The organism is Streptomyces sp. NPDC046909, from assembly GCF_040644695.1.
Taxonomy (GTDB): Bacteria; Actinomycetota; Actinomycetes; order Streptomycetales; family Streptomycetaceae; genus Streptomyces.
This window is the reverse complement of the sequence record NZ_JBEYXC010000006.1, coordinates 178,514-204,114: the sequence shown is the minus strand read 5'-3', so window position 1 is coordinate 204,114 and position 25,601 is coordinate 178,514. Positions and strand designations below refer to the sequence as shown.

Annotated in this window: 24 protein-coding genes and 1 pseudogene; 9 read left to right on the top strand and 16 right to left on the bottom strand. The window is 70.3% G+C overall.

The window, feature by feature from the left end; all coding sequences use genetic code 11:
- Nucleotides 1–229 precede the first annotated feature (229 nt).
- Nucleotides 230–1,027 (top strand): IclR family transcriptional regulator, encoded by a 798-nt coding sequence (locus ABZ928_RS21615; protein ID WP_361521183.1) that lies wholly within the window; start codon nt 230–232, stop codon nt 1,025–1,027.
- Nucleotides 1,028–1,122: 95 nt separating this feature from the next.
- Nucleotides 1,123–2,007 (top strand): annotated as a pseudogene (locus ABZ928_RS21610) (serine hydrolase); the annotation flags it as partial.
- A gap of 11 nt (nt 2,008–2,018) precedes the next feature.
- Here ABZ928_RS21610 and ABZ928_RS21605 read toward each other — a convergent pair.
- From ABZ928_RS21605 to ABZ928_RS21540, 14 genes are all read right to left on the bottom strand, one after another.
- On the bottom strand, nt 2,019–3,401 hold the full coding sequence (locus ABZ928_RS21605) for a glycosyltransferase 87 family protein (protein ID WP_361521180.1): 1,383 nt from the start codon (nt 3,399–3,401) through the stop codon (nt 2,019–2,021).
- A complete protein-coding gene (gene mptB, locus ABZ928_RS21600) occupies nt 3,398–4,792 on the bottom strand; it encodes a polyprenol phosphomannose-dependent alpha 1,6 mannosyltransferase MptB (protein WP_361521177.1) in 1,395 nt (464 codons plus the stop codon). Before mptB ends, ABZ928_RS21605 begins: the two co-directional genes overlap by 4 nt.
- Before the next feature lie 100 nt (nt 4,793–4,892).
- On the bottom strand, nt 4,893–5,825 hold the full coding sequence (locus ABZ928_RS21595; protein ID WP_361521174.1) for a glutaminase: 933 nt from the start codon (nt 5,823–5,825) through the stop codon (nt 4,893–4,895).
- A 58-nt stretch (nt 5,826–5,883) separates the two neighbouring features.
- Complete coding sequence (gene aspA / locus ABZ928_RS21590) at nt 5,884–7,296, bottom strand: aspartate ammonia-lyase (RefSeq protein WP_361521171.1); 1,413 nt, start codon at nt 7,294–7,296, stop codon at nt 5,884–5,886.
- 114 nt (nt 7,297–7,410) lie between these two features.
- Nucleotides 7,411–8,427, bottom strand: a complete 1,017-nt coding sequence (locus tag ABZ928_RS21585) for an asparaginase (RefSeq protein ID WP_361522237.1) — start codon at nt 8,425–8,427, stop codon at nt 7,411–7,413.
- Between the two features lie 32 nt (nt 8,428–8,459).
- Nucleotides 8,460–9,920 carry an amino acid permease gene (locus ABZ928_RS21580; protein WP_361521168.1) on the bottom strand — a complete coding sequence of 487 codons (1,461 nt, stop codon included), beginning with the start codon at nt 9,918–9,920 and terminating at the stop codon, nt 8,460–8,462.
- Complete coding sequence (locus ABZ928_RS21575; RefSeq protein WP_361521165.1) at nt 9,917–10,639, bottom strand: FadR/GntR family transcriptional regulator; 723 nt, start codon at nt 10,637–10,639, stop codon at nt 9,917–9,919. Before ABZ928_RS21575 ends, ABZ928_RS21580 begins: the two co-directional genes overlap by 4 nt.
- A gap of 159 nt (nt 10,640–10,798) precedes the next feature.
- A complete protein-coding gene (locus ABZ928_RS21570) occupies nt 10,799–11,635 on the bottom strand; it encodes an undecaprenyl-diphosphate phosphatase (protein ID WP_361521162.1) in 837 nt (278 codons plus the stop codon).
- Nucleotides 11,636–11,683: 48 nt separating this feature from the next.
- Entirely contained in the window at nt 11,684–12,040 is a 357-nt protein-coding gene (gene crcB, locus ABZ928_RS21565) for a fluoride efflux transporter CrcB (RefSeq protein WP_361521160.1), read from the bottom strand.
- On the bottom strand, nt 12,037–12,417 hold the full coding sequence (locus ABZ928_RS21560; protein ID WP_361521158.1) for a DUF190 domain-containing protein: 381 nt from the start codon (nt 12,415–12,417) through the stop codon (nt 12,037–12,039). Before ABZ928_RS21560 ends, crcB (ABZ928_RS21565) begins: the two co-directional genes overlap by 4 nt.
- Complete coding sequence (crcB, locus tag ABZ928_RS21555; RefSeq protein ID WP_361521155.1) at nt 12,414–12,869, bottom strand: fluoride efflux transporter CrcB; 456 nt, start codon at nt 12,867–12,869, stop codon at nt 12,414–12,416. The genes ABZ928_RS21560 and crcB (ABZ928_RS21555) overlap by 4 nt, the downstream gene beginning before the upstream one ends.
- Before the next feature lie 59 nt (nt 12,870–12,928).
- Nucleotides 12,929–13,891, bottom strand: a complete 963-nt coding sequence (locus ABZ928_RS21550) for an SMP-30/gluconolactonase/LRE family protein (protein WP_361521152.1) — start codon at nt 13,889–13,891, stop codon at nt 12,929–12,931.
- A 52-nt stretch (nt 13,892–13,943) separates the two neighbouring features.
- On the bottom strand, nt 13,944–14,231 hold the full coding sequence (locus ABZ928_RS21545) for a helix-turn-helix domain-containing protein (protein ID WP_361521149.1): 288 nt from the start codon (nt 14,229–14,231) through the stop codon (nt 13,944–13,946).
- 198 nt (nt 14,232–14,429) lie between these two features.
- A complete protein-coding gene (locus ABZ928_RS21540) occupies nt 14,430–15,020 on the bottom strand; it encodes a TetR/AcrR family transcriptional regulator (protein ID WP_361521146.1) in 591 nt (196 codons plus the stop codon).
- A gap of 163 nt (nt 15,021–15,183) precedes the next feature.
- On the opposite strand from ABZ928_RS21540, the gene ABZ928_RS21535 reads away from it, so the two are divergent.
- Genes ABZ928_RS21535 through ABZ928_RS21525 form a run of 3 tightly spaced genes read left to right on the top strand, consistent with a single transcriptional unit; the run spans nt 15,184 to nt 17,319 of the window.
- Nucleotides 15,184–15,615 carry a tautomerase family protein gene (locus tag ABZ928_RS21535; RefSeq protein WP_361521144.1) on the top strand — a complete coding sequence of 144 codons (432 nt, stop codon included), beginning with the start codon at nt 15,184–15,186 and terminating at the stop codon, nt 15,613–15,615.
- Nucleotides 15,608–16,618 (top strand): alcohol dehydrogenase catalytic domain-containing protein, encoded by a 1,011-nt coding sequence (locus ABZ928_RS21530; protein WP_361521141.1) that lies wholly within the window; start codon nt 15,608–15,610, stop codon nt 16,616–16,618. Before ABZ928_RS21535 ends, ABZ928_RS21530 begins: the two co-directional genes overlap by 8 nt.
- Before the next feature lie 23 nt (nt 16,619–16,641).
- Complete coding sequence (locus ABZ928_RS21525; protein WP_361521138.1) at nt 16,642–17,319, top strand: hotdog domain-containing protein; 678 nt, start codon at nt 16,642–16,644, stop codon at nt 17,317–17,319.
- 150 nt (nt 17,320–17,469) lie between these two features.
- Here the strand turns inward: ABZ928_RS21525 and ABZ928_RS21520 are convergent, their stop codons facing one another.
- Both ABZ928_RS21520 and ABZ928_RS21515 read right to left on the bottom strand, forming a co-directional pair.
- Entirely contained in the window at nt 17,470–19,029 is a 1,560-nt protein-coding gene (locus ABZ928_RS21520) for a glycosyl hydrolase 53 family protein (protein WP_361521136.1), read from the bottom strand.
- Nucleotides 19,030–19,163: 134 nt separating this feature from the next.
- Nucleotides 19,164–21,185, bottom strand: a complete 2,022-nt coding sequence (locus ABZ928_RS21515; RefSeq protein WP_361521133.1) for a beta-galactosidase — start codon at nt 21,183–21,185, stop codon at nt 19,164–19,166.
- Nucleotides 21,186–21,369: 184 nt separating this feature from the next.
- Between ABZ928_RS21515 and ABZ928_RS21510 the strand changes: the two genes are divergently transcribed.
- From ABZ928_RS21510 to ABZ928_RS21495, 4 genes are read left to right on the top strand one after another with little or no spacing between them, the layout of a single operon-like run.
- Nucleotides 21,370–22,698 carry an extracellular solute-binding protein gene (locus tag ABZ928_RS21510; RefSeq protein ID WP_361521130.1) on the top strand — a complete coding sequence of 443 codons (1,329 nt, stop codon included), beginning with the start codon at nt 21,370–21,372 and terminating at the stop codon, nt 22,696–22,698.
- Entirely contained in the window at nt 22,695–23,618 is a 924-nt protein-coding gene (locus ABZ928_RS21505; RefSeq protein ID WP_361521127.1) for a sugar ABC transporter permease, read from the top strand. The genes ABZ928_RS21510 and ABZ928_RS21505 overlap by 4 nt, the downstream gene beginning before the upstream one ends.
- On the top strand, nt 23,615–24,520 hold the full coding sequence (locus tag ABZ928_RS21500) for a carbohydrate ABC transporter permease (protein ID WP_361521125.1): 906 nt from the start codon (nt 23,615–23,617) through the stop codon (nt 24,518–24,520). Before ABZ928_RS21505 ends, ABZ928_RS21500 begins: the two co-directional genes overlap by 4 nt.
- Entirely contained in the window at nt 24,517–25,548 is a 1,032-nt protein-coding gene (locus ABZ928_RS21495; RefSeq protein ID WP_361521122.1) for a LacI family DNA-binding transcriptional regulator, read from the top strand. The genes ABZ928_RS21500 and ABZ928_RS21495 overlap by 4 nt, the downstream gene beginning before the upstream one ends.
- Nucleotides 25,549–25,601: the final 53 nt, after the last annotated feature.

Below are 25,601 nucleotides of genomic sequence, written 5' to 3'. Positions count from 1 at the left end.
AGCACCCTTCGGGGACGCACAGGGAGAGGCGAGGAGAGGGAGAAGGAGGGGAGACAGGCGATCGCCGTCGATCACAGACCATGGGTTCTGCATGAGGTTCTGCATTGCAAAACAACGTTTCGTAATGCGATGCGTTGCGCAGAAGCTAGCCCCGGCTCCCGACAGCCGTCAACGGTCGATTTCAATATGTGACACTGCGTTTTGCAATGCAGCACGCTAGGATGCGCGCATGACCACCGCCGACGACTCCGCGTCCCGCCGCAACGCCTCGTCCTCCCTGCGTCGCGCCCTCGGCATCCTGATGCACCTCGCCGAGGACCGCGGCCATCCGCACGGCGTCACGCTCACCGACCTCTCCACCGGCCTCGACCTGAGCAAGAGCACCGTGCTGCGGCTGGTCGCCCCGCTCAAGGACGTACGGCTGGTCGACCAGGATCCCGAGTCGGGCCGCTACCGCCTGGGGCCGCAGAACGCCCTGCTCGGCCAGGCCTATCTGGAGCGGCGCGACACCCGGCAGATCGCCTCCCCGGTGCTGCACCGGCTCGCCGAGGAGAGCGGCGAGACGGTCCATCTGGTGACCTTCGATCCGCCGGAGATCGTCTACATCGACAAGGTCGAGAGCCCGCGGGCGGTGCGCATGCACTCCCGGATCGGCGGCCGCCTCCCGGCGTACTGCACGGCCACCGGCAAGGTGTTCCTCGCCCACTCGGGGGACGACGTCGTCGAGAGCGTGATCGCCTCGGGGCTGCCGGCCCGCACTCCGGCGACCATCACCTCCCCCGACCGGCTGCGCGCCGAGCTCGATCTCATCCGCGGCCGCGGCTACGCCGTGGACGACGTGGAGAACGAGCAGGACATCCGGTGTGTGGCCGCCCCCGTCCACGACCACGGCGGCGCGGTGACCACGGCCGTCAGCATCTCGGGCCCCGCGGCCCGCGTCACCCGTGAGCGCCTGCCCGAACTGGGCGCCCTGCTCCTGTCGGCCACCCGCACCCTCAGCTCCGACCTGGGCGGAAGGACCCCCTGACGCGGAGGCCGGTCCCTTACGGCATCCGGGTGCTCGCGCCCACCCCTCGGCCGGGGCAGCGCGGCTGAGGGCGGGTCCGTTCCTACGTTTGCGGTATGACCATCGGATTTACCTCCCGGGCCGCCGTGTCGACCTGCGCCCTGTGCACGGCGGGCTTGCTGGCGCTCGCCCCCGTCGCCGCGGCCGCGCACCCGGCCTCCGACCCCGACGCACCCGGCGGCCCGCACGCCTCGGCACCACGCCCCGCGCTGCTGTACCGATCCGGCACCCAGGTACGGCCGCACAGGGGCACCCCCGGGGTCCCGGACGTCTCCGCGCTGTCCTGGGTCGTGGCCGACGCGGCGAGCGGGGAGGTGCTCGCGGCGCACGACGCACATCGCAAACTGCCGCCCGCCAGCACCCTCAAGACCCTGTTCGCGCTGACCGTGCTGCCCCTGCTGCCCGGAGGCATCCGGCACCGGGTCGGCGACGACGAGCTGGCCGACGTCGGCGCCGGGAGCAGCCTCGTCGGAGTCCGGGAGGAACGCACGTACCGGGTCGCCGACCTGTGGCGCGGGGTCTTCCTCAACTCCGGGAACGACGCCGTGCACGTCCTGGCCCGGCTCAGCGGCGGCTGGCGGTTCACGGCCACGCGGATGCAGGCCAAGGCCCGCTCGCTGGGCGCGCTCGACACCCACGTCCGGTCCCCCGACGGATACGACACACCGGGTCAGGTCTCCTCCGCGTACGACCTCGCCGTGTTCGGGTGGGCGGGGCTGCGCAATCCCGACTTCGCGCGGTACTGCGGCACGGTCGAGGCGAAGTTCCCCGGTGGCGGCGGATGGTCGTACGACATCCAGAACACCAACCGGCTGCTCACCGGCGCCGACGGCGTGGAGCCGTACGACGGGCTGATCGGGGTCAAAAACGGCTACACCAGCAACGCGGGCAACACGCTCGTCGCCGCCGCCGAGCGGGGTGGCCGCAAGCTCGTCGTCACCGTGATGAACCCTCAGGCGAGCGGTGGTTTCGCCGTGTACGAGGAGGCGCGGGAGCTGCTGGACTGGGGGTTCGGCGCGGCGGGGCGGGTGGATCCGGTGGGTTCGCTGGACGCGTTGCGCGTGAAGCCGAGGCCGGGGCCCGACGCGGTGCCGGTCGCCGCCCCCGCTACCGGTGACGCCGGCTCCGGGTCCGGCTGGGCGGTGACGGGGGCGATCGTCGGTGCCGCCGGGCTCGGTGCGGGGGCCGTCGCCCTGGTCCTGCGGGCCAAGACGGGGCGGCCGCCCCGGGGTTGACCGGCCGGCAGCCACAGCAGCAGACCGAGGGTGATCCAGGTGTACGTGTTGCTGCCGAGGAATCCGTCGACGCCGGACGCGTCGTGGAACCACAGCCACACCACGCTCGTGCACAGCACCGCGTACAGGGCGCCCGCCACGCGCGCGTGCCCGGCGCGGACCAGCACGGCGAAGGCGGGCAGCAGCCACACCAGGTGGTGCACCCAGGTGATCGGGCTGACCAGGCACGCGGTCAGCCCGGTCAGGGCGAACGCGGCCGGCCAGTCCCCCGCCGCCGTGGCCCGGCGGGCCCGTACGGCCCAGACGGCCAGCACCAGCAGCACCAGGGCCGCCCACAGCGAGCGGTCCGGCTCGCCGAGACGGGCCAGGATCCCTTGCAGCGACTGGTTCGAGACATAGTCCAGGCGTCCCACCCGCGTCGTGTCCCACAGCGCCTCGGTCCAGTAGAAGCGCGAGGCGTCGGGGTCCACCAGGGCGGCCAGTACGGTCGCGCCCACGGCCACCGACGTGGCGACGGCGGCCGCCCGCCGTCTCCCGGCGATCAGCAGCAGCACGATGAACAGCGCCGGCGTGAGTTTGATCGCCGCCGCCAGCCCGATCCCCACCCCCGCCCGGCGCCCCCGCCCCGTCGCGAGCAGCCAGCCGTCGGTCAACACCGATGCCAGCAGCAGAAGGTTGACCTGGCCGAAGCTGAACGTGTCCCGCAGCGGCTCGAACAGGGCGAGCGCGCAGGCGCCCAGCGCACAGCCGTACCAGCCGTGCCGCCGCCAGGCCCGTCCGGTCAGCAGGCGCACGATCACCGCAAGGGCGGCCAGGTTCAGCAGCAGGGCGGCGCCGATCGCGACGGGCAGCGAGACCAGGGCCATCGGCAGCATGGCGAGGGCGGCGAAGGGCGGGTAGGTGAAGCCGTACGTCGTGCCGGGCACCCGGTAGTCGTAGACGCGTCCGCCGTGGTGGACCCAGCTGTCGACACTGCCGTAGTAGACGCGCAGGTCGAACCAGTCGCGCAGCAGCGGCACGGTGGCTGTGAAGGCGGTGACGGCGGCGGCGAGCGCCAGGACCAGCAGGAGCCGGCCGCGGTCGGTGCGGGGCGGGTTCATGCCGTGTGCCCCCACGCCGGTGCCTGCGCGGCCTGGTGGGCCTGCCAGAGGACGACGACCGCCAGCACCCCGCCGGAGACGGCCAGGACCAGCTGCCCGGTGTCCGCGGGGCCGCCGCTGGGCAGGGTGGCGAGCGCGAGGACGCCCGTCACGGCCGCCACCCGGTGCCGTACCGAGGCGGTGGGGGCGGCCGCCGCTATGAGGAACAGTCCCCACAGGGCGTACCAGGGACGGATCGCCGGTCCGAACGCGGCCACGGCGGCGAGACTGAGTCCGAGCGCGTACACGGGGCGTGGGCGCAGCCGCCACCATATGGCCGCGATCAGGGCCGAGGTGAGCGCGAGGCCGAGCAGATGCCAGGCGGGCACGGCCAGGGGCGCGAGATCGCTGCCGAGCCGTTCGAGAAGGGCACCCGTGGCACGGCCGAGGAGGCTGGTGAGGGCCCAGTTCTGCGGGGAGACGGGGGTGTTGAGGGCGCCTATCCAGCCGTATCCCGTCCCGGCGACGGCGGTCGCGGCGACCGTGGTGGCAGCGGCGGCGAGCACGGTGGTCAGCACGGCCTTGGCGGCCCGGTACCCGCCCCGCACCTGAAGGACGACCACCGCCGCGAGTCCGAGCACGGCGGGCGCCTTGACCAGCGCGGCGAGCATGACGAGTACGGCGCCCAGAGCGGGCCACCGGCCCAGCGCCGCGACCAGTCCGACGCCGAGCAGCCCGAGCATGATGGCGTCGTTGTGGGCCCCGGCGACCAGGTGCAGCAGCACGAGCGGATTGAGGGCGCCGAGCCAGAGCGCGGCGGCCGGGTCGGCGCCGCTGTGCCGGGCGAGCCGGGGCAGTGCGGCCGCCATCAGGGCCACCCCGAACAGGGCGATCAGACGCATGCCGAAGAGCCCGGCGGGGAGTTCACCGCGGGTGAGTCCGGCCAGCGCGGAGGCGACGGCGAGGAAGACCGGGCCGTACGGGGCCGCCGTGTGCCGCCAGAGGGGGGCGACCTCGTCGGCGAGCGGGCCTCCGAGCTGGGCGGGGCCGTGCGCGTACACGTCGATGTGGGCGTCGACCATGGCGCCCTGGGCGAGGTAGCTGTAGACGTCGCGGCTGAAGAGGGGCGGGGCGAGCAGGAGGGGGGCCGCCCAGATGACGAGAACCCCCAGCAGGGCGCGTGGGCTCGGCGGTTCGGTACTGCGGACGAGCCGTCCCAGAAGCAGCCAGGCGGCTATGAGAAGGACGACACCGAAGTAGACCCCTACCAGGCCCAGCGCGACGCGGACATTGGCGGGGGCCAGGAGTTCGCGGACGGGCAGGGCGCCGGCGGTGTCACCGCCCAGCGCCAGGACGGCGGTTCCGGCCAGGCCGAGAACCTGACAGCGGCGGAGATCGACGGGGAAAGCCATGGCCAACACTCGGGAAGCGTGTCAACGCCGGGTGGCGGGAAATCGACGCGGGGCCCTCCGGTGGGAAGCCGACGTGTGACCGAGCGGTGAGATCAACGCCTCAGAAGACCGACAGCCCCGTCAGCGTCGTGAACCGGTCCAGCGCCGCCACGCCCGCCACCGAGTTGCCGCGTTCGTCGAGCCCGGGGCTCCACACGCACAGCGTGCACCGCCCCGGCACCACCGCGATGATCCCGCCGCCCACCCCGCTCTTGCCCGGGAGACCGACCCGGTAGGCGAAGTCCCCGGCCGCGTCGTACGTCCCGCAGGTCAGCATCACCGCGTTGACCTGCTTGGCCTGGCTGCGGGTGAGGAGGCGGGTGCCGTCGGCGCGGATGCCGTGGCGGGCGAGGAAGGAGGTGGCGAGGGCCAGGTCGGCGCAGGAGGCCAGGAGGGAGCACTGGCGGAAGTACTGGTCGAGGAGGACCGGGACCGGGTTGTCGATGTTGCCGTAGGACGCCATGAAATGGGCGAGGGCGGCGTTGCGGTCGCCGTGGGCGGACTCGGAGGCGGCGACCTCCTTGTCGAAGTCCAGAGAGAGATTGCCGCTCTCGACGCGCAGGAAGGAGAGCAGTTCTCCGGCCGCGTCTCCGGTACGGGTCTGGAGGCGGTCGGTGACGACGAGCGCGCCCGCGTTGATGAACGGGTTGCGCGGGATGCCGCTCTCGTACTCCAGCTGGACCAGGGAGTTGAAGGGGTTGCCGGAGGGTTCGCGGCCCACGTGCTCCCAGAGCGCGTCGCCCTCGCGGGCCAGGTCGAGGGCGAGGGTGAAGACCTTGGTGATGGACTGGGTGGAGAACGGCTGCCGCCAGTCCCCCACGCCGTACACCGTGCCGTCCAGCTCCGCGACAGCCATGCCGAAGCGGCGCGGGTCGCAGGCGGCGAGCGCCGGGATGTAGTCGGCGGGCCGGCCACGCCCCGGGGTGCGCTCGATCTCCTCGGCGATGCGTGCCAGGACCGGCTCGAAGGTCATGGACGAACTCATGATCACCATTGTGCCTCCGGGCCGGTCGGGACGCGCATCAGCGGATCAGGTCGGCAAGTGGGGCGGGTCAGGCGAGCGCCTGGCCGGTGCCCGCGACGACCTCGGGCCGCAGCAGGTCGGCGAGGGTCTCGGCGGGCAGCAGCCCCTTCTCCAGGACGAGTTCGGCGACACCGCGGCCGGTGACGAGGGCCTCCTTGGCGATGTCGGTGGCGGCCGTGTACCCGATGTGCGGGTTGAGGGCGGTCACCAGGCCGATGGAGTTCTCGACGGTCGCGCGCAGCACCTCGGTGTTGGCGGTGATGCCGTCCACGCAGCGCTCGGCGAGCGTGAGGCAGGCGGCGCGCAGATGCGTGAGGGACTCCGACAGGGAGTGCAGGATGATCGGCTCGAACGCGTTGAGCTGAAGCTGCCCCGCCTCCGCCGCCATCGTGATCGTCACGTCATTGCCGATGACTTCGAAGGCGACCTGGTTGACCACCTCGGGGATCACCGGGTTCACCTTGCCCGGCATGATCGACGAACCGGCCTGTACAGGCGGCAGGTTGATCTCCCCGAGCCCCGCACGCGGCCCGGACGACAGCAGCCGCAGATCATTGCAGCTCTTGCTGAGCTTCACGGCGACCCGCTTGAGCACACCCGACATCTGGACGAACGCCCCGCAGTCCTGCGTGGCCTCCACCAGGTTGGCGGCGGTGACCAGCGGCAGCCCGGTGATCTCGGCGAGATGACGACGAGCCGCCTCGGCATACCCGACGGGAGCGTTGAGCCCGGTCCCGATGGCCGTGGCACCCAGGTTGATCTCATGGATCAACTGCACGGCCTCGTCAAGACGGTTGCGATCCTCGTCAATCATGACGGCGAACGCCGAGAACTCTTGACCGAGCGTCATCGGCACCGCGTCCTGCAACTGTGTACGGCCCATCTTGAGCACATCACGGAACTCGACCGCCTTACGGCCGAACGAGTCCTGCAGTACAGCCATCGCCTTGAGCAGTCCACGCACCGCGAAGACCGTCGCCACCTTGACCGCGGTCGGGTAGACGTCATTGGTGGACTGCCCCAAGTTGACGTCCTCATTGGGGTGCAGGTGCTGATACTCCCCCTTGGCGTACCCCAGCAGCTCCAACGCCCGGTTCGCGACAACCTCGTTGGCATTCATGTTGGTCGAGGTACCGGCCCCACCCTGAATGACATCGACCACGAACTGATCGTGCAGCTTCCCGTCCCGGATCTCCCGGCAGGCCTCGACAATGGCGGCGGCCTTCCGCGGCTCCAGCAGCCCGAGCTCCTCATTGGCGAGAGCGGCGGCCTCCTTCACGGCGGCAAGAGCGTCGATGAGGTGGGGATAGGCGGAGATGGGAGTCCCGGTGATGGGAAAGTTCTCGACGGCACGCAGGGTGTGAACACCCCAGTAGGCGTCGACGGGAACATCCCGGTCACCAAGCAGATCATGCTCACGACGGGTGACGACGGTGGTCATGGGTTTCGGTGCCTCTTTCAGATGGGGGCGAGGTGAATGCTGTTAGGGGCGCGGGGAACTGCGCGACCAGCCACAACCGGTCCGCAGTCGCAATTCATCGAGCGCGGCACATCCTTAGGCGCAGGCCGAGACAACAACAGGCTCCAGCGACCGAACAGGCCGAACCGCACCGACCGGCACGCCACCCCCGAGCAACGCCTCACCGGCGAACTCCGCGAGCAACCCCTCGTCGACGCCCGCCCGAGCAAGCGCAGCCGCGGCCACAGGAATCCGCGCCCGATTGGCCCCATCCGCGATCTTCACGGCAACGGCCCGACCATCCGGAAGCGCGGCAACCTGAACCCCCTCGAACCCGTCCTTGGACAGCAACCCCGGCACGGCCCGCATCAGCGCGGCGACATCCCGCCTCGCCCCGGACGCCATCTCCGGAAACTCACGCATCGCCTCGGCGACCCGCGCCTCCGGCGTACCGGGCACCGCGGAGGCGATCCGCGAGACGGCACGGGCGAGCCCGTTCAAGGACACGGAGAACAAGGGCGCCCCGCACCCGTCCACGGTCACCCGCGCGATCCGCTGCCCCGTGAGGTCCTCGACGATCTCGGCGATCGCCTGCTGAAGCGGGTGCGACGGATCGAGGTACCCCTCGAGCGGCCACCCGTTCAGCACGCATGTGTAGAGCATCGCCGCGTGCTTGCCGGAGCAGTTCTGGGCGAGCCGCGAGGGCCCACGTCCCGCCCGCACCCACTCGTCCCGCACGGCAGGGTCGAACGGCATGTCGGGAACGTTGCGCAGGGCGTCCTCGGAGACCCCGGCCAGTTCGAGAATCCGCCGCGTCCCGGCGAGGTGCCGTTCCTCGCCGGAATGGCTCGCGGCAGCCAGCGAGAGCAGTTCCCCGTCGAGCGGCAGCCCCGCCCGCACCATGGCGACCGCCTGCACCGGCTTCAGCGCAGAGCGCGGATAGAACGCCGCCTCGATGTCACCGAGCTGGAACTGGACCCGTCCGTCCGAACCGAGCACGACGACGGAACCGTAGTGGATGCCCTCCACGACCCCGCCGCGTATGAGGTGGGCGACGGGAGCGTGGAGGGGCTCGCGGATCAGGGGTGGGTCCGCGACGGGACTGCTGTACATCACGTCCTGTTTCTAGAGGTGCGCCACGCGGATCACGCGTCGGCGGCGGTGGATTCGGTCGAGGATGAGGCGGCGGCGCGGGCGACCCGGCCGCGGACGGCGTACCAGCCGCCGACGAGCGCCCCCACGATCAGCGGCAGACACAGCACGGTGGTGCGTCCGACGCCGCCGTCGGCGTACATGAGGACCAGGACGGAGGCGAGGAAGGCCAGCGTCACGAGTTCGGTCCAGGGGGAGCCCGGGAGGCGGTAACCGGGGCGGGTCAGTTCGCCCTTCTCGGTCTTCTGCCAGAAGACCAGGTGACAGATCATGATCATGCCCCAGGTGGACAGGATCCCGATCGCGGCGAAGTTGAGCACGATCTCGAACGCGTCGGCGGGGACCACGAAGTTGAGGCCGACGCCGAGGACACAGATACCGCTCGTGAGCAGAATGCCGCCGTACGGGACCTGGCTGCGGCTCATGACGCCGGTGAACTTCGGCGCGGAGCCGGACTTGGCCATGGAGCGCAGGATGCGGCCGGTGGAGTACAGGCCGGAGTTGAGCGAGGACATGGCCGCGGTGAGGACGACGAGGTTCATGACGCCGCCGGCCGCCGGAATGCCGATGTTGGAGAGGACGGTCACGAAGGGGCTCTGGCCGCCGGTGTACTTGTTCCAGGGCAGCAGCATGGAGAGCAGGACGACCGAGCCGACGTAGAAGAGGCCGACGCGCCACATGATCGAGTTGATCGCCTTCGGCAGGATCTTCTCGGGGTTCTCGGTCTCACCGGCCGCGACGCCCACCAGCTCCACCGAGGCGTAGGCGAAGACGACGCCCTGGAGGATCAGCAGCATGGGCAGCAGGCCGTTGGGGAAGATGCCGCCGTTGTCGGTGATCAGGGCCGGGCCCGGGGTGGTGTCGCCGACCTCGTGCTGGGTGGCCAGCAGGAAGATGCCGATCAGCATGAACGCCACGAGCGCGCCCACCTTGATGATGGCGAACCAGAACTCCAGCTCGCCGAACATCTTCACCGAGATGAGGTTCACGGTGAGGACGACGGCGAGCGCGATGAGCGCGATCACCCACTGCGGGATGTCGGAGAACATGCCCCAGTAGTGGGTGTAGACGGCCACCGCGGTGATGTCGGCGATGCCGGTGGTGGCCCAGTTGAGGAAGTACATCCAGCCCGCTACGTACGCGCCCTTCTCGCCGAGGAACTCCCGGGCGTACGACACGAAGGCGCCGGAGGACGGGCGGTACAGGACGAGCTCGCCGAGGGCGCGGACCACCAGGAAGGCGAAGACGCCGCAGACCGCGTAGGCGAGGAACAACGAGGGGCCGGCGTCGGCGAGGCGGCCGCCCGCGCCGAGGAAGAGGCCGGTGCCGATGGCGCCGCCGATGGCGATCATGTTGACGTGCCGGGACTTCAGCGACTTGCTGTAGCCCTCGTCTCCGGCGTCGACATGGCCGGAACGTTTCTGCACGCCGTCGTGCAGGCTCTGCTCGCTCACGCCTGGGGTTCGCCTTCCGTGGGGGTGTCCGTGCCCGGGGCCTTGCCATGATCATGACTGTTGCCATGGCCACCATGGCCCGGGGAACGCACGATGTCGGTGAGGGTGGTCTCGACGCGGTCGAGGTGGTGGGACATGGCCTCCACCGCGTCGAGTTCGGAACCGTCGATCAGCGCCTCGACGATCTCCCGGTGCTCCCGGTTGGACTGCTCCCGGCGGCCGCCCAGTTCGTTGAGGAACGCCGACTGACGCGCCAGTGCGTCACGGATCTCCTCGATGACCCGGCGGAACACCGGGTTCTGGGCGGCCTCGGCCACGGCGAGATGGAAGAGGGTGTCCATCGCGACCCACGCGGTGGTGTCCGTCTCCCGCTCCATGCGGTCCAGGAGATGGGCCAGGTGGTCGAGGTTCTCCGGGGTGCGGCGCAGGGCCGCGTACCCGGCGACGGGGATCTCGACGTGGCGGCGGACTTCCAGCAGGTCGCTGGCCGCGTAGTCGCCGAAGGTGGGGTCCTCCACCGCGTTGGCGACGACGAAGGTGCCCTTGCCGGTCTTGGAGACGGTCAGGCCCATGGTCTGGAGCGCCCTGAGGGCCTCGCGCAGGACGGGCCGGCTGACCTCCAGGGTGCGGCAGAGCTCGGCCTCGGAGGGGAGCTTCTCGCCGATGGCGTACTCCCCACTCTCGATGGCGCCTCGCAGGTAGGCCAGCACCGCTTCCATGGCGCTGACCCGACGCGGGGGCTGTCCGGCTGTCCGGCTGTCTGACAGGTTCACGGGAGAGATACTCCGGGCGGCGGGAGGCCCCTGTCAAGGCATGCGAATGGAGATTTTCACGGGGTGTGAGACATGAAAGCCGCCTCACACCCCCGGCGGGCCGGGTCAGCCGCTCAGCGCGCCCGTGGCCAGCAAGCCGAACAGCAGCACGCCCACGACGATCCGGTAGATCACGAACGCGTTGAAGGAGTGCTTGGCCACGAACTTCAGCAGCCAGGCGATGGAGGCGTAGGCCACGACGAAGGACACGGCCGTGCCGACGGCCAGCGGGGCCACGCCCGCGCCGCTGCCGAGGGCGTCCTTGAGTTCGTAGATGCCGGCGCCGGTCAGGGCGGGGATGCCGAGGAAGAACGACAGACGGGTGGCGGCGACGCGGTCGAGGTCGAGCATCAGCGCCGTCGACATGGTGGCACCGGAGCGGGAGAAGCCGGGGAAGAGCAGGGCGAGGATCTGGGAGCTGCCCACGAGCATCGCGTCCTTGAGCGTGGTGTCGTCCTCCCCTCGCTTGTGCCGGCCCATCTGGTCCGCCGCCCACATCACACCGCTGCCGACGATCAGGGAGCCCGCGACCACCCACAGGGAAGCGAGCGGGCCCTCGATGAGGGGCTTCGCGGCGAGGCCCACGGCGACGATCGGGATGGTCGCGTAGATCACCCACCAGGCGAACTTGTAGTCGTGGTGGTACCGCTCCTCCTTGTCACGCAGTCCACGCCCCCACGCGGAGACGATCCGCACGATGTCCTTGAAGAAGTACACGAGCACGGCGGCGATCGCGCCGACCTGGATGACGGCCGAGAATCCGACGACGGCGTCGTCGTCGACGGGGATGTTCATGAGCCCCTCGGCGATCTTCAGATGGCCGGTGGAGGAGACGGGCAGGAACTCGGTCACCCCCTCGACGGCTCCGAGGACGACGGCCTGACCGACGCTGATGGCGCTCATGGGTTCCAGTTCTTCCGGCGGGGCGGGCGGGACACGGCGGGCACAGTTCTACACCGCCTGGGCAAGCTCCACGCCCACGAACGCCGCCCCCAGACCGGCGACCAGGCTCGCGCCGACATTGGCGAGGGCGTACAGCCCGGCTCCTGTCTCGGTCAGCCGCAGGGTCTCGTACGAGAAGGTCGAGTACGTGGTCAGGGCGCCGCACAGTCCGGTGCCCAGCAGGAGCTGGAGGTGGTGGGAACCGGCGGCGCCGGTCAGCAGGCCGAGGATGAGACACCCGGTGACGTTGACGGCGAAGGTGCCCCAGGGGAAGACCGAGTCGTGGCGGGACTGGATCGCGCGGTCGGTGAGATAGCGGAGCGGGGCGCCGACCATGGCGCCCGTGACGACCAGCAGCCAGTTCACAACGAGCTCTTACCTTTCGTGTCCGATTCGCCGGATTTCCCGTCGCGGCCGACGTACCTGATGACCTCGCAGTCGTCGAGGATGACCAGGCCTTCGGTGACGAGTTCGTCGAGCTGCGGCAGGAACGCCCGTACGCGCTCCTCGGTGTCGACGATGATGATCGCGACCGGCAGGTCCTCGCTCAGGGACAGCAGCCGGGAGGTGTGGATCCGGGAGGAGGCGCCGAAGCCCTCGACGCCCCGGAAGACGCTGGCGCCGGCGAGGCCCGCCCGGTGGGCGCGGTGCACGATCTCGCTGTACAGGGGCTTGTGATGCCAGGTGTCGTTCTCGCCGATGAACACGGTCACCCGCAGGGCGCCGCCGGTCAGCCTCGTCATGGCCGCCTCCGCTTCAGGGCGCGGCGGGTCGCCGTGGCGGCGAGCCACACCGCGGTGAGGGCCGCGAACAGGGTCGCGGCGAGATAGGCCAGGCCCGTGCCGGGGTGGCCGGAGTCGATGAGTTTCTGGATGTCGACGGCGTAGGTCGAGAAGGTGGTGAAGCCGCCGAGGACGCCGGTGCCGAAGAAGGGGCGGACCAGGCGGTGGGCGGCCCACGCGTCGGTGATGAGCACCATGAACACGCCTATGACCGCGCAGCCGACGACGTTGGTCCAGAAGGTCGCCCAGGGGAATCCGCCGGGCTGGAGGGGCCACCAGAGGGAGAGCGCGTAACGGGCGGTGGCCCCGAGAGCGCCGCCGAGCGCGACCACGGCGACGACAGGGCCTTGGCCGCGCAGGACCGACCGCCGGGGGGTGGTGACGCGGAGGGTGTCGGTCTCCGGGGCTGTCATGGTCGTACGTCTCCTGCCTGGACGGCCTGATCACGGCCGTCAACAGGGTAACGCCGGGGTCACTTGGGGGCGGGCGGCTCGCACAGGGCCACGCCCCGCTCCCACAGGCTCCCCAGGACCAGGTGACCGGCGGCCTCGCAGACGCTGGTGACCATGCGGAAGCCGGAGCGGCGGCGGGCGAGGTGGTGGACGGTGGCGCCGTGGTCGTCGACAGCCAGGACGCCGATCGTGCCGGTGGGGCGGAAGGGCGCGTGCACGGCCGCCTGGGCGGCGGCACGGCGGACGGCGGGGGCGGCGCGGTGCAGGAGGTCGAGCGGGGGGACGCGGGGGCCGGCCAGGGACACCCAGATCGGTCCGTCGGGGCGGGCGCGCCAGATGTTGTCGGGCATGCCGGGGAGGTTCTCGACGAAGGGCTCGGAGCGGCCCGCCTTCGGGCCGGTGAGCCAATGGCGGGTGAGGCGGTACGCGCCGGTCTCGGCCACGACCAGGAAGGACTCGTCGCCGCTCGGGGCGAGGCCGTTGGCGAACTGGAGTCCGTCCAGGAGGACTTCGGGTGTCTCGCTGCCGGGGGCGAGGCGCAACAGGCGGCCCGTACCGGTGTGTTCGACGAGGTCGCCGATCCACTGGTCGAGGGGGTAACGGCGGCTGGAGACGGTGAAGTACACGCTGCCGTCGGAGAGGGCGACCGTGTTGCTGCAGAACCGCAGCCGCTCCCCCGCCACCGAGTCGGCGAGGATGCGGACGACTCCGGTGGTCAAGTCGACGCGCAGCAGCCCGAGTTCGGCGTCGCACACCAACAGGGTGTCGTCGGCGAGGAGTTCGAGGCCGAGCGGGCGGCCACCGGTCTCGGCGAGGACCTCGACACGGGCCGCGGCCGGGTCGGCCAGTCCGTCGAGGCGGAGGATGCGGCCGTCCTCCACCCCGGTCAGGACACGGCCCCGGCTGTCGGCGACGACGTCCTCCGGTCCTCGGGCGCCGATCGCGACGTATCTGCGCGGGACCAGCACCTGTGCACGCTCCACGGAGACATCCGCCCTTCGTCGCCTGAGGGTCCGTCAACGACCCCGGAAGTTCTTACCAGCCCTTCTCGAACATCCGCGCCACTTCGGCTATGCGGACTTCGTCACGCCGGTAGTACGTGTGCCGCCGGATCCGCTTGGCGCGCAACAGGCCGATGTCCGCGAGGAGTTCGAGGTGGGTGTCGGCGACCTGGCGGCATACCCCGAGCTTGGCGGCCACGGCCTCCGCGGTGACGCCGTCCTCGGTGAGGTCCCCGCGACGGTGCGACGGGAAGTGCGCGACCGGATCCTTCAGCCACTCCAGGATGTCCAGCCGTCGCTCACTGACAGGAGTCCTCAGCATTGTCGTCCCCCTCCGGTCGACCTCCTCGTACCGCGTGTTCCCACTGTCCCGCAGTTGAGGCCACCGTGTACGGACTTCACATGGCTTGTCCGATACCGAACGGACATGCGGAGAACGTCTGTGTACTTCTGCGGACGATCGCACATGGCCAGCGGCGGCGACAGAGCCGGTGCCGGTGCCGGGCGACCGTCTGAGACCTCAGGCCGTACGGCCCAGCGCGCCCTCGATCGCCGCTTCCAGCTGCTCTCCGACCCGGTCGAGGGGTTCGGCGCTGCGCCGGGCCCGGCACATGGCGGTCGCGCCTTCCACGGCGGCCACGGCGAGAGTCGCCAGCCCCGCCGCCTGCTCCGGCGAGACCCCCTCCGCCCGCAGCGCGTCGGCGAGCAGCCGCTCCCAGTCCTCGAACGCCTCGGCGGCGGCCGCCAGCGCCGGCGAGGCCTCGTCGACCGGCGGCTCCTCCACGGCGACGGCCAGCACGGGGCACCCGGCGCGGAAGTCGCTGTCGACGACGATGCCGCGCCACAGGGCGAGGAAGGCGCGCAGTCCGGCGACCGGGCCCGCCTCCAGTTCCTTGCGCAGCACGCGCGCGACCGCTCCGCCCGCGTACCGCACCGCCTCGGTCGCGACCTGCTGCTTGCCCTCGGGGAAGTAGTGGTAGGTCGAGCCGAGCGGCGCCTTGGCGTGTTTGGCCAGCTCCCTGATGCTCGCGGCGTTGAGACCACGCCTGCTGATCAGATCGGCCGCACCGGCCACGATGCGCTCACGCGACGGCGCGCTGGGTTTGGCCAAGGCCGCACTCCCCTCTCGAACACGCTGAACCACTCCGAACCGCTCCGAATCACCCTGAGCCGCTCTGAACCACTCTGGATATAACGCTCGTCATAGTCTAGCGTGAGCTTGCGTTATAACACTCGTCATAGATCATGCATCTCGACCGCCCGAGGAGTTCCGCATGCCGATGATCCGGCTCACCGCCCCGTCCGGCTCCCTCACCGAGGAGGGCCGCAAGACCGTCCAGCGCGACCTGGCCGCCGTCCTGCTGCGCTGGGAAGGGGCGCCCGACACCGCGTTCTTCCGCGCCCAGGCGTGGAGCTACCTCGTCGAGCTGCCCGAGGGCGCGCAGACCACCGCCGAGGACGACGCACCCCGGTTCCTCGTGGAGGTGACGGTCCCGCAGGGCGCGGTGTCCGAGCGGCGCAAGGCCGGGCTGGTCCAGGACGCCACCAAGACGGTGCTCGACGCCGCCGGGCTCACCGACGACGACGCCCTGCGGGTGTGGGTGCTGGTGCACGAGCAGGCCGACGGCACCTGGGGCGCGGGCGGCTCCGTCATCCGCTACGCCGACCTGGTGGCGCTCGCGAAGGGGCAGCGGGCCGATGCGTGAACTGACCTACGTCGCCCGGCGCACCGTCGAATGGCGGGAGGCGCCCGACCCCAAGCTCCGGTCCGGCCAGGAGGCGATCGTCGCTCCGGTGGCCGCCACTTCGTGTGACGTCGACTCCGCGATCCTCGCCGGGCACGGCTTCATCGACCCGCCGTTCGCCCTCGGGCACGAGTGCGTGGCCCGGGTCGTCGAGACCGGGGACGCGGTGACGTCGATGTCCCCCGGCGATCTGGTGGTCGTCCCGTGGTCCATCAACTGCGGTTCCTGCGACAGCTGTCGGGCCGGTCTCACCGCCCACTGCTCGGCCGTACCGCACATGGCCATGTACGGCGCCCCGATCGGCGGCGACTGGGGCGGCCTCTTCTCCGACCTGGTCCGCGTCCCCTGGGCGGACGCCATGCTCGTGCCCCTGCCCGGCGATCTGGACCCCGTCGCCATGGCCTCGGCCAGCGACAACTGGTCCCTGTCCTGGCGCCTGGTCGCACCCCACCTCAAGGCGAGGCCAGGCGCCCGTGTGCTGGTGGTCGCGCGCGGCAGCATCGGCCTGTACGTCTGCGACATCGCCCGCGCGCTGGGGGCCTCCGACGTCCTCTACGTCGATCCCGACCCGGAGCACCGCGCGCTCGCCGAGAGCTACGGCGCCCGCACGGCCGAGGCGATCGAGCCCGTCCGGCACGGCTTCGACCTCGCCGTCGAGGCCACCGGCCGCGTCGACCAGCTCGCCCTCGCCGTCAAGTCCCTGGCCCCGGAAGGAATGTGCGAGTCCGCGGGCAACCACTTCCGCCCCGGCGAACTGCCCCTGCTCGACATGTACCTCACCGGCGTCACCCTGCGCATCGCCCGCGACAACGTCCGCAACCACATCCCCGACGCCCTCGCCCTCGCCCGCTCAGGGAACGTGGACCCGGCACGCGTCGTCTCCGACGTCTTCGACTGGGAGCAACTCCCGGACGCCCTCCCCGAGAAGCACCTCAAGCCCGTCTTCGTGCGCACCGACGCCTGAGCACGCCCCGACCGAGAAACCCGATGAACGCGACACCCACCGCAACCCCCACCCACCCCGTTCCCGCACCACCGGCAGGAGAGCGACTGGACGACCAGCGCGCCGCGATCACCGAACTCGGCGATGAGCTACGGGCCTTGGTGGACGCCGTCGTGCGCACCGAGACCCCGCCCGACGTGCTGCGCCTCGTCACCGACGAAGTCCGGTTGCTCACCGGGCAGTTGACCGGTCACCGACGCGTACGGGCGGAGATCCCGGCCGTCGACGAGTTCCCCGGCGGGGTCCGGATGTACAGCCCCGTCACCGGGCCCGGCAGCCCGCTCGCCCCGCCGATGCGGGTGACACCCGGCGACGGCGGGATGATCGGCCGCTGCACCCTGGGCATCGCCCACGAGGGTCCGCCCGGCTATGGGCACGGCGGCATGAGCGCGATGCTGCTGGACGAGGTGATGGGGTGGGCCTGTGCCGGGGCCGGGCTCCCCGGCATGACGGTCTCGCTTCAGGTGCGGTATCGGCGACCCGTGCCGCTGGAGACACCCCTGCGGGTGCATGCCCGGGTCACCGGCACCGAGGGCCGCAAGATATTCCTGGAGGGCTCGATCAGCACCGAGGAGGACACCGTGGTCACTGCGGAGGCCGTCTTCGTCACGCCCGATCCGGACCGGACCCGTGCCCTGTTCCCGGAGCTGAGGGCCGAGTGACCGCCAGCCGGTGACCACCGCGCCGCGGCGGATCCACTCGCCTTCGCCCCGCTCACCGGGGCCATCTCCTTCGCCTGACCCCGTACGACGCACGAGGGGCCCGGCCGCGCGAACGCGGCCGGGCCCCTCGGCACAGGCGGGACTACCGGACTAGCGGTGGCTGAACCACGCCATCGCCGGCTGCGCCTTGTTGTCGTAGTCGAACAGGGCCTGGTTCTCCCAGCCGTTGCCGGAGGACGAGTCGGTCGGGTCCCAGCCGTTGCCGGTGACCGCGGTCCAGGTCGACTCCCAGTAGAAGACGCCGAGGCCGCGGCCGTTCGGGACGGCCTCCACGATGCTCGCGACGTCGTTCATCCAGCGGGTCTGGCCGGCCGTGGTGGCGGGGTAGCCGGAGACCAGCTCGCTGGAGAGGTCGATGATGTTCTCGTAGGAGTCGTCGCTGTCCAGACGGAAGGGGTACGCCGTCTCGGCGACGAACACCGGCTTGCTGTAGCGGGAGGCCGCGTCGTCCAGGGTCGTCTGGAAGTCGGCGAGCGAACCGTGCCAGTAGCCGTAGTAGGACAGGCCGATGACGTCGAAGTTCACGCCGTTCGCGACCGCGTTGTCGAACCACCAGCGGGTGCCCGTCAGGTCACCGCCCTTGGCGAGGTGCAGCGCCACCTGGGTCGAGGAGCTGACCGCCTTCACCGCGCTGTAGCCGGAGTTGAGCAGACCGGCGAGCTGGGACCAGTTGTCGGTGGAGCCCGCCGACCACAGCATGCCGGCGTTGATCTCGTTGCCGACCTGGACCATGTCGGCCGTGGTGCCCTGCGCCTTCAGCGCGTTGAGGACGTCGTACGTGTGGTTGTAGACGTCCGTCTTCAACTGACTGTAGGTGTGGCCGGACCATGCGGACGGCACGGTCTGCGCACCCGGGTCGGCCCACGTGTCGGAGTAGTGGAAGTCGACCAGCAGCTTCATGCCCTGCGCCTTGATGCGCTTGGCCATCGCCAGGACCTGCGTCTTGCCGTTGTAGCCGTCGGCCGCGTTGACCCAGACCTTGACGCGCGCGTAGTTCTGTCCGGCGGACTTGAGGATCGCGAGCGCGTCGCCGGTCGTGCCCGAACTGGTCTTGTAGGTGCCGCCCTTGGCCTCGCTCTTGGCGAGCGAGGAGACGTCGGAGCCCTTGATGGACGTGCTCGTCGAGCCCGACGCGAAGGTCAGGTCGTCGACGTTGATCCAGTTGCCCGCGTTGGCATCGGAGTTGATGCTGATCGTGCACTGGTTGTTCGTCACCGCGATGGAGGTGACGATGCGTATCCAGCCGCTGGCGGAGACCGGCAGGTCGGTGCGCTGCTCGGAACTGCCGCAGTTCTTCAGGGAGATGTACGCGGAGTTCTGGCCGCCGCCGGAGCGGACCCAGGCGGTGAGGGTGTAGTTCCCGTTGGTCAGCCCGGACAGGTACTGGTACGTCTCCACCTTGTAGGCGGCGGACGAGTAGTGGCTGAGGCGGTAACTGCCGCTGTGGCCACCGGACTCGGTGTACGAGGCGGCGGTCGTGCCGTACTCGGACCAGCCGGTGGGGGCAGCCGAGCCGGCGCCGTCCGATTCGAAACCGCCGTTGGTGAGCGTGCTGGCCGCCTGGGCGGTCTGCGCGGGCAGGGCGGTCAGGGAGAGCCCCGCGATGAGCGGAAGGAGCAGGGCTCGCAGGGTGCGTCTGGGATGGAACATCTTCGTCCGTCGTCCCTTCGACAAATGGGTTGGGGGTGCCTTCGCCGGGGACGACGAAGGAGCCCCTCCACCCGCGGCTCGCGGCTCGCACGGGCGGAGGGGAGTCGGGTGGGCCCCGCACGCGGGGCCTCGGCTCAGCCGTCGAGTCGTACGACCCGCACGGCGCCCGCGGGGAGTTCGAGGTGCCCCGCGGCTCGCTCGCCGGTCAGCAACTCGGTGCCGGCGGTCTCCAGCGCCACCTTGGCGTCACCGGCGGTGTGGTTGATGGCGAAGAGGAAGGTGCCGGACTCGCCGGTCCGGCGGACGACCTCGACATCACGCGGCAGGTCGACACGCGGCGCGACCTGCGCGTCCTCGATCGCCCAGCCGAGCAGCGCGTCCAGACCCTCAGCGCCGAGGCGCGTGGAGACGTACCACGCGGTGCCCTCGCCGAGCCGGTGCCGGGTGACCGCCGGGTGGCCCGCGGTCAGACCGTCGGCGTAGGTCCACACGGTCTCGGCGCCGCGCGGGACGACGAACTCGGTCCACACGTCGCCGTTGAGCTCGGAGCCGTCGGGGCCGGTGATGCGCACGTTCTCGCCCTGGAGCAGCGGCGAGAACTCCTCGACGGTCAGGCCGAGTACGTCCCGCAGCGCGCCCGGGTAGGCGCCCTCGTGCACGGCGTCGTGCTCGTCGACGATCCCGGAGAAGAAGGAGACGACGACGGTGCCGCCGTTCTCCACGTACTCCTTGAGGTTGTTCCCGGCCGCCTCGGTCATCAGGTAGAGGGCGGGCACGACGACAAGGGGGTACTTCGACAGGTCGCTCTCGGGGTGCGCGAAGTCGACCGTGAGGTGCCGGTCGTACAGCGCCTCGTAGAACGCGTCGGCGCGCTCGCGCGGGTCGTGGTCCTCGCTGGGGCGCCAGGCGAGGTTCTGCGCCCACCACGAGTGCCAGTCCCACAGCACGGCCACGTCGGCCTCGGTACGGGTGCCGCGGATCGTGCTCAACGAGTCGAGGGACGCGCCGAGTTCGACGACCTCGCGCCACACGCGCGTGTCGGTGCCGCCGTGCGGGAGCATCGCCGAGTGGAACTTCTCGGCGCCGCGCCGGGACTGCCGCCACTGGAAGAACATGGCGCCCTCGGAGCCGCGGGCCACGTGGGCGAGGGAGTTGCGGGCCATCTGGCCGGGGGCCTTCGCGGGGTTGCGGGCCTGCCAGTTGACGCCCGAGGTGGAGTGCTCCAGGAGGATCCAGGGCGCTCCCCCGCCGACCGAGCGGGTGAGGTCGGCGGCCATCGCCAGGTTCACATGGGTGCGGCGGCCGTCGGTGATCAGGTAGTGGTCGTTGGTGACGATGTCGACCTCGCGGCCCCAGGCCCAGTAGTCGACGGAGTCGCACTGGCTGAGGGCGGTCATGAAGTTGGTCGTCACCGGGATCCCGGGCGCCAGGCGGTGCAGGATGTCCCGCTCCATGACGAAGTTCTCGCGCATGGTGGCGTCGGCGAACCGCTTGTAGTCCAGCGCCTGGCCGGGGTTGCCGACCGTGGGGGTCAGGCGGGGCGGGTTGATGTCGTCGAAGGCCGCGTAGCGCTGGCCCCAGAAGGCGGTGCCCCAGGCCTCGTTGACGCCTTCGACCGTCTCGTACTCCGACTCCAGCCAGCGCCGGAAGTGGGCGGCGCAGGAGTCGCAGTAGCACTGGGACACAGGGACGCCGTACTCGTTGTGCACGTGCCACATCGCCAGTGCCGGGTGGTCGCCGTAGCGCTCGGCGAGCCGGGTGGTGATGTTGGCGGCGGCGGCGCGGTAGTCGGCGTTGCTGTGACAGATGGCGCCGCGTGAGCCGAACTCGTAGCGCACGCCCTCCTGCGAGACGGGCAGCGCGTCGGGGTGGGCCCGGTAGAACCAGACCGGCGGCACCACGGTGGGGGTGCCGAGGTCGACGCGGATGCCGTTCTCGTGCAAGAGGTCGAACAGACGGTCGAGCCAACCGAAATCGTACACTCCGGATGAAGGCTCCAGGAGTGCCCAGGAGAAGATCCCGACACTCACCATGGTGACGCCGGCCTCGCGCATCAGCCGGACGTCTTCCTGCCAGACGCTTTCCGGCCACTGCTCGGGGTTGTAGTCCCCGCCGAAGGCGAGCCTGGTGAGGCCCGTGGGGGTGGCTTCCGGCATGGATTTCTCCCGTTGTGGTGGATCGGTTGGGAACGTGCACACAGCCGATCAGCGGTGCGAGGCCAAGATAACCGCACGGCAACAACCATTGACAAGTGTCCGGGATGTTTCTCTACTGTGAACGCTCACAGACGCATGGCAGGCCTTCCGCAGCAGGCGGGGGCCCAGGTCAGGGGAGAGATCCATGCCCATCACGAAGCGCAGCAGGCTCAGTCGAGTGGCAGCTTCCACCATCGCCGTTGCCCTCGGCGCCACCGCACTCGCCGCTTGCGGCTCGTCCGACGGGGACAGCGAGGCCGATTCCGGTCCCGTCTCGCTCACGTACTGGACCTGGACGCCGGGCATGGACAAGGTCGTCGACCTCTGGAACAAGGGCCAGGGCAAGAAGGACCAGATCACCGTCACGGTGAAGAAGCAGGCCTCCGGCGACACGCTGGTCACCAAGATCCTGACCGCGCACAAGGCCGGCAAGGCGCCCGACCTGGTCCAGGCCGAGTACCAGGCGCTGCCTACGCTGGTCAGCAATGACGCCCTCGCCGACATCGCGGACAAGGTGGGCGACGCGAAGAGCAAGTTCGCCGAGGGTGTCTGGCAGCAGACCTCGCTGGGCACCGACGCCGTCTACGCGGTCCCGCAGGACATCGGCCCGATGATGTTCTACTACCGCGAGGACCTCTTCAAGAAGTACGGCCTGACCGTCCCCACCACCTGGGACGAGTTCGCCGAGACGGCCCGCGCGCTGAAGAAGAAGTCCCCCGAAACGGACCTCACCACCTTCTCCGCCAACGACTCCGGCCTCTTCGCGGGCCTGGCCCAGCAGGCCGGCGCCCAGTGGTGGACCACCTCCGGCGACAAGTGGAAGGTCGGCATCAACGACGCGGCCACCAAGAAGGTCGCCGACTTCTGGGGCGGCCTCGTCAAGGAGGGCGCCGTCGACAACCAGCCGATGTACACCCCGGCCTGGAACAAGGCGCTCAACACCGGCAAGCAAATCGCCTGGGTCTCCGCCGTGTGGGCGCCGGGCACGCTGACCACGGCCGCGCCGGACACCAAGGGCAAGTGGGCCATGGCCCCGCTCCCCCAGTGGACCGCGGGCGAGAACAAGACCGGCAGCTGGGGCGGCTCCTCCACCGCCGTCACCACGGACTCCAAGCACCAGGAGGCCGCCGCCAAGTTCGCCGCCTGGCTGAACACGGACGACGCGGCCCTGACGGCACTGGCCAAGGAGAGCGGCATCTACCCGGCCGCCACCAACGCCCAGACCTCGGGTGCCTTCGCCACCTCGCCCGACTACTTCTCGAACCAGGCGGACTTCTACACCAAGGCCGCCGAGATCGCGAAGACCACGGCGCCCTCCGCCTGGGGCCCGAACGTGAACGTCGCCTACACGGCCTTCAACGACGCGTTCGGCGCCGCCGCCAAGAACAAGTCGGACTTCGGCGCCGCCCTGGACAAGATGCAGGACGCCACCGTCGCCGACCTCAAGAAGCAGGGCTTCGGGGTCTCCGAGTGACGAGCGCACGCCGGAAGTCGTACGGGGTCAAGGGGGCCCCGTACGCCTTCCTCATCCCCGCCACCGTCCTCTTCTCGCTCTTCTTCGCGCTGCCCATCGGGTACGCGGTCTGGCTCAGTTTCCGCAAGGTGCACGTCTCCGGGCTCGGCCTGGGCAAGGGCGCCCGCGAGGAGGTCTGGGCCGGCCTGTCGAACTACACCGACGCCCTCACCGACAGCGAGCTGATCCACGGCGCGCTGCGGGTCCTCGGGTACGGCTGCATCGTCGTCCCGGTGATGCTGGGCCTCGCCCTGCTGTTCGCGCTGATGCTCGACTCGGACAAGGTGCGCTTCACCTCGTTCACCCGGCTCGCGATCTTCCTGCCGTACGCCATCCCCGGCGTCGTGGCGGCCATGCTGTGGGGCTTCCTGTACCTGCCGGACGTCAGCCCCTTCTACTACGTGCTGGAGAAGCTGGGCCTGCCGCAGCCGGACCTGCTGGACGGCGGTCCGCTGTATCTCGCCCTGTCGAACATCGCGGTCTGGGGCGGCACCGGCTTCAACATGATCGTCATCTACACCTCGCTCCAGGCCATCCCGGTCGAGGTGTACGAGGCGGCGAAGCTGGACGGCGCGACCCCGACGCAGATCGCCCTGAGGATCAAGATCCCGATGGTGGCGCCCTCGCTGGTGCTGACCTTCTTCTTCTCGATCATCGCCACGCTCCAGGTGTACAACGAGCCGACCACCCTCAAGCCGCTCACCAACTCGGTGTCCACGACGTGGAGCCCGTTGATGAAGGTGTACCGGGACGCGTTCGGCACCAACGACATCTACGCGGCGGCCGCCCAGGCCGTGATCATCGCGCTCGCCACACTGCTGCTGTCCTTCGGGTTCCTGCGGGCCGCGAACCGTCGCCAGAAGCAGGAGGCAGCACGATGAGTACTCTTGCCGTCCGCAAGACCGGCCCGGCCGCGGGCACCACGCCGGGCACCGCCCAGGGCCCGCCGCGCCGCCGCCGCTTCGGGCTCGTCCCGACGGTGACGCTGCTGATCGGCGCCCTGTACACGCTGCTTCCGGTGGCGTGGGTGGTGGTCGCGTCCACCAAGTCCGGCACGGAGCTGTTCTCCACCTTCACCTTCCTGCCGGGCACGGGCTTCGCCGACAACCTCAAGGACCTCAACGCCTACCGCGACGGCGTCTACTGGGAGTGGATGGGCAACTCGGCCTTCTACGCCGGTGTGGGCGCCCTGCTGTCGACGATCGTGTCGGCGTTCAGCGGTTACGCGCTGGCGATCTACCGCTTCCGCGGCCGCGAGACGATGTTCAACATCCTGCTCGCGGGCGTGCTGATGCCGCCGATCATCCTCGCCGTCCCGCAGTACCTGCTGCTGGCCCAGGCGGACCTCACGGACTCCTACCTGTCGGTGCTGCTCCCGCAGATCCTCTCGCCGTACGGCGTCTACCTCGCCCGTATCTACGCCCAGGCCGCCGTGCCCGCCGACGTGGTGGAGGCCGGCCGGATGGACGGCGCGAGCGAGTGGCGGATCTTCACCCGGGTCGCGCTGCCGATGATGGTGCCCGGCATGGTGACGGTGTTCCTCTTCCAGTTCGTGGCGATCTGGAACAACTTCCTTCTCCCGTACATCATGCTGAGCGACGACGAGAAGTTCCCGATCACGCTCGGTCTGTACACACTCCTCGAACAGGGCGCCAACACCCCGGCCCTGTACACCCTGGTGATCACCGGCGCCTTCCTCGCGGTGTTCCCGCTGATCGCGCTCTTCCTGGTCATCCAGCGGTTCTGGAGCCTCGATCTGCTCTCCGGAGCCGTAAAGTCATGACCATGAGCAATACGGGGGGCCGACGGAAACCGCCGACGATCCACGACGTGGCGCGTGAGGCCGGAGTCTCGCGCGGCACGGTCTCACGGGTCCTCAACGGCGGGCACTACGTCAGCCCGGCGGCCCAGGACGCGGTCAACGCCGCGATCAAGAAGACGGGTTACGTCGTCAACCGGCACGCCCGCTCACTGATCACCGGCCGTTCGGACTCCATCGGCTTCCTGCTGACGGAGCCTCAGGAGCGGTTCTTCGAGGACCCCAACTTCAATGTCCTGCTGCGGGGCTGCACCCAGGCGCTGGCCGCGCACGACATCCCGCTGCTGCTGATGCTGGCGGGCACCCAGGACGAACGGCGGCGCATAACGCGGTACATCACCGCCGGCCATGTCGACGGGGTGCTGCTGGTCTCCAGCCACTCCGGGGATCCGGTCGCCGAGGAACTGCGCGAGGCGGGTGTGCCGCTCGTCGCGTGCGGCAAACCGATCGGCCTTGGCTCCAAGGTGAGTTACGTGGCGGCCGACGACCGGGACGGCGCCCGGGACATGGTGCGCCATCTGCTGTCGCTGGGCCGCCGCCGGGTCGGTGTGGTGACCGGTCCGCTGGACACCCCGGGTGGTGTGGAGCGGCTCGCGGGTTACCGGGAGGTGCTCTTCGAGGCGGGCATCGCATACGACGAGCAGCTCGTCGTCTCCGGTGACTACAGCCGCGCCAGCGGTGAGGCCGGCGCCGAGCGGCTGCTCGCGCAGTCCCCGGACATGGACGCGGTGTTCGTCGCCTCCGACCTGATGGCGCAGGGTGTGCTGTCGGCACTGGAGCGAGCGGGACGGCGGGTGCCGCAGGACGTCGCGGTCGGCGGTTTCGACGACTCCCCCGCCGCGCTGGCCGCCCGGCCCGAACTCACCACCATCCGCCAGCCCTGGGACCGCATCAGCACCGAGATGGTCCGCGTGCTCCTGGCCCAGATAGGCGGCGAGGACCCGGCCGCGGTGATCCTCCCGACGGAGCTGGTCAAGCGCGAGTCGACGTAACGAGACGGCTCTTCTCAGGGGCGCCCCGCTCGGCCACCGGCCGGCGGTGCGCC

Bases quoted from the DNA above. Each gene is read 5' to 3' on its own strand.
- mptB (WP_361521177.1), bottom strand. From the start codon at position 4,792: ATGGCTTTCCCCGTCGATCTCCGCCGCTGTCAGGTTCTCGGCCTGGCC.
- ABZ928_RS21545 (WP_361521149.1), bottom strand. From the start codon at position 14,231: ATGCTGAGGACTCCTGTCAGTGAGCGACGGCTGGACATCCTGGAGTGG.
- aspA (WP_361521171.1), bottom strand. From the start codon at position 7,296: ATGACCACCGTCGTCACCCGTCGTGAGCATGATCTGCTTGGTGACCGG.
- ABZ928_RS21575 (WP_361521165.1), bottom strand. From the start codon at position 10,639: ATGGAAGCGGTGCTGGCCTACCTGCGAGGCGCCATCGAGAGTGGGGAG.
- ABZ928_RS21510 (WP_361521130.1), top strand. From the start codon at position 21,370: ATGCCCATCACGAAGCGCAGCAGGCTCAGTCGAGTGGCAGCTTCCACC.
- ABZ928_RS21595 (WP_361521174.1), bottom strand. From the start codon at position 5,825: ATGGTGATCATGAGTTCGTCCATGACCTTCGAGCCGGTCCTGGCACGC.
- ABZ928_RS21585 (WP_361522237.1), bottom strand. From the start codon at position 8,427: ATGTACAGCAGTCCCGTCGCGGACCCACCCCTGATCCGCGAGCCCCTC.
- ABZ928_RS21535 (WP_361521144.1), top strand. From the start codon at position 15,184: ATGCCGATGATCCGGCTCACCGCCCCGTCCGGCTCCCTCACCGAGGAG.
- ABZ928_RS21605 (WP_361521180.1), bottom strand. From the start codon at position 3,401: ATGAACCCGCCCCGCACCGACCGCGGCCGGCTCCTGCTGGTCCTGGCG.
- ABZ928_RS21615 (WP_361521183.1), top strand. From the start codon at position 230: ATGACCACCGCCGACGACTCCGCGTCCCGCCGCAACGCCTCGTCCTCC.
- ABZ928_RS21525 (WP_361521138.1), top strand. From the start codon at position 16,642: ATGAACGCGACACCCACCGCAACCCCCACCCACCCCGTTCCCGCACCA.
- ABZ928_RS21495 (WP_361521122.1), top strand. From the start codon at position 24,517: ATGACCATGAGCAATACGGGGGGCCGACGGAAACCGCCGACGATCCAC.
- ABZ928_RS21515 (WP_361521133.1), bottom strand. From the start codon at position 21,185: ATGCCGGAAGCCACCCCCACGGGCCTCACCAGGCTCGCCTTCGGCGGG.
- ABZ928_RS21520 (WP_361521136.1), bottom strand. From the start codon at position 19,029: ATGTTCCATCCCAGACGCACCCTGCGAGCCCTGCTCCTTCCGCTCATC.
- ABZ928_RS21570 (WP_361521162.1), bottom strand. From the start codon at position 11,635: ATGAGCGCCATCAGCGTCGGTCAGGCCGTCGTCCTCGGAGCCGTCGAG.
- crcB (WP_361521155.1), bottom strand. From the start codon at position 12,869: ATGACAGCCCCGGAGACCGACACCCTCCGCGTCACCACCCCCCGGCGG.
- ABZ928_RS21530 (WP_361521141.1), top strand. From the start codon at position 15,608: ATGCGTGAACTGACCTACGTCGCCCGGCGCACCGTCGAATGGCGGGAG.
- ABZ928_RS21500 (WP_361521125.1), top strand. From the start codon at position 23,615: ATGAGTACTCTTGCCGTCCGCAAGACCGGCCCGGCCGCGGGCACCACG.
- ABZ928_RS21560 (WP_361521158.1), bottom strand. From the start codon at position 12,417: ATGACGAGGCTGACCGGCGGCGCCCTGCGGGTGACCGTGTTCATCGGC.